Origin of the sequence: Staphylococcus croceilyticus (genome assembly GCF_002902575.1) — a bacterium.
Classification (GTDB): domain Bacteria; phylum Bacillota; class Bacilli; order Staphylococcales; family Staphylococcaceae; genus Staphylococcus; species Staphylococcus croceilyticus.
In genome coordinates this window covers 1-3,029 of record NZ_PPRD01000079.1, presented here as the reverse complement: position 1 = coordinate 3,029, position 3,029 = coordinate 1, and the positions used below count along the sequence as shown (strand labels likewise).

Here is a 3,029-nt window from a genome sequence, read left to right as displayed (position 1 = left end):
GATATACTCTTTCTTGGTTTCAAATGATCATTCCAACCAAAAATCAAAAGATTTTATATTATAATATTTATTAATTTTGCAAAATAAATTTCTTCGGGAATATTATTGCTAAAATCTAGAGGTGTGCTATTATTAATTTGTAGGCTACAACATGCAATGACAACTTAGAATTTACCTACACTATATCGTAATTTGGCTCTATCACTTATTACGATAAAAAAGAAAGCATACTGGCAACTTGCCAATATGCTTTCTTTCAAACTTTATTTTTTAACTTTCTTACGTATACGATCAAGTGTCGTAAATAACCAATATTTAACTTTGTTAATTGGTTTATAAAAATCTCCTATTAACTCTTCAATATGTACGTTGAATCCTCGTTTAAAGCGATAAACACCATAATCCTCGCTATTTTCAGTAAAATCACCAGATAAACCATAGAAATTATATCGATCATAACCGTGGTCAAAGCAATAATTCATCATATGCCAATGCATCATGTATGGTCCCATATAATTATTATATTTTTCTGATGATCCTCCAGAGAAGTAATTAACCTCGTAGGCATTTGCAAAGTATACACCAGAAGCTAAATTTAAAATTTGACCATCTGTTTGACGTAATTCACTCGCATTCAAGAGTTCTTTTTGGTCATGTTCTATTTGTTTATCTAATTCGGCAATCTTTTTAAGTTGTTTATCATTTTTATTTTCTTTTGCCATCATTTGATCACGACGAGACTCTTTATCACTTAGTGATTCTTGTAACGTTTTAATATACTCATCAAGGTCAATATATGCAAGTGGAACAAGAACCTTATCCCCATATGTATCAATAAAGTTATAGAAATATTCATCTGTTTTAGATACAAATCCCGTTCTTGCTTCAGTTTCACGATACAAGTCTAAAAAGATGTGAAATTCATCTCTTTTTAGAAATCTAACTTTAACTCCATAGTTTATCGCTTTATTAATATTTCTCTTACGTTGACTATCAAATTGTTTTTTTAGTGAAGCAGGTGTTTCACCTTTAAGGTAATCTACACCCATCCATCTTACTTGACTTGAAGTATCGTATTTAGTAGTGAAACCATGATGCTCATAACCATGAGATTTAAATAAGTTTACTAAAGCATCATTTTTTTCTCGGCCTTCAATCGGATTAATATCTTTATCATATATTTGGTAAATCCAGTAAGGGTCTAATTTCACGTATAAACATTGATGTTGATGTAAATATTTTTCCAGTTCACGCAAGTAAAAATCGACAAGACCTAAATCAGAATAATCCATTACTGGTCCACGATTTGAATAATAAACATAACTTCCCATAGTCGGAATTTTAGAAAAAAGACTAGCTGCAATAACTTTATTGCTTTCATCTTTCACACCTAATAACACAACTTCAAAGCCATCATTTTCACGAGTTTGAATATTTTCTTTAACTTGGAAGTAATGACTTTCTAATGATGGATTTTGTACAAAGTTTTCATATTCTTTTACTGTTAACTCTGTAAATTTCATATTAGTCTATTCCCCTCTTAATCAAATCTATTTTTTAAGTTTTTTAAGTGTTCTATAAACTGAGTACATTGGTTTATTGATAGGTTTCACAAAATCTCCCACATATTCAATCACATCAGCATTGAATCCTTTTTTGAATTTTACAACACCAGCGTCTTCAGCATCTTCAGTAAAGTGACCGCTAATACCGTAGAAATTATATCTATCAATTCCATGTTCTAAAGCATAATTAATCATTGTCCATTGAACTGCATAGCTTCCAGCAAAATGTCTATATTCATTAGAAGTACCACCTGCATAGTAAACAACTTCAAATGGGTTAATAAAGAAGAAACCTGCAGAAATTGGTAATTCATTACCATGTTCACTTTGCAATTTAGCAGCTTCATCAATTTTCTGTTGATTAGCATCTAACTGTTGTTCAAGATTTGCTTTTTTATTATGAGATTTTTTATTTTCAGGACGTTTTTCAATATCTTTTAATGCTTTATTTAAATCTTTCGTTAATGTTTCACGTTCATTTTGAAGCTCTTCTAAGTATTCATCAAATTTAATATACGCTAATGGTACCAATACTCTATCTTTAAAATGCTTATATCTGTGATAATAGAAAGTATCTTCTCTATCAGCAAAGTCTTTCGTTTCACTTGTGTCTTCCATAAATGATCTAAAGATTGGTAGTTCTTCTTCAGTTAAGAATCTAACTTTCACACCATTTTTTTGTACTTTTTTAGTGTTTCTTTTACGTAAGCTATCCATATCATTTAGCACGTCTTTTGCTGATTTATTTTTTAAATCTAAAACAGAATGGAAGCGGATTTGTAAAATAGGGTCAAATCCTGTTGTAAAGCCTTCATGAGCATAACCTAAATGTTTCATTTTATCGAAGAACCAATCATTACCAGCATTGCCAGTTATCTCACCATCGTGATTACGATATTGATATGGTAAATATGGGTCTATACGTACATATAGACAATTATGTTGTTTTAGGTATTTATCTAATTCATGAAAGAAAAAGTGAACAAGTTCTTTATTCTCAAAATCAATAACTGGACCTCGGTTACTATAAAAATATTTAAAGAATTTCATTACTGGCACTGCTGTTAATAAGCAAGCAGCAATTACTTCATTATCATTATTTTTAATTCCAACTAAATGAGTTTCAGTTTTTTCCGCAACTTTTAATTCATAGTTTTCAGTCATTTGCGTAAAATGGCTGTATGGCATTTTATCTGTGAATTCACCAAACTCTGTAGCCGTTAAATTTGTAAACTTCATTATTTATAACTCCTAATTTTAAATATCTTTTTCTTGATTAATGTTCACTATTTCAGTTGAATAATTTTGATTTATGTATTAAAGTGAGATTATTTTTCTCTAATCTCAATAAGTATACAATAGATATTTATAAAACTGAAATAGAAACTATTAATACAGATGAATGATTCAATTTATTTTATATTGATGTATACAAATAATAAGAGCTGAAAGACTAAGTTTTTC

At 29.3% G+C, this 3,029-nt stretch carries 2 protein-coding genes; both read right to left on the bottom strand.

Annotation, left to right across the window (positions count from 1 at the left end; genetic code table 11):
* Positions 1-263: 263 nt before the first annotated feature.
* A complete protein-coding gene (locus CD128_RS09490) occupies positions 264-1,523 on the bottom strand; it encodes an aminoacyltransferase (RefSeq protein ID WP_103329685.1) in 1,260 nt (419 codons plus the stop codon).
* Positions 1,524-1,550: 27 nt separating this feature from the next.
* Entirely contained in the window at positions 1,551-2,804 is a 1,254-nt protein-coding gene (locus CD128_RS09485; protein WP_103329684.1) for an aminoacyltransferase, read from the bottom strand.
* Positions 2,805-3,029 lie beyond the last annotated feature (225 nt).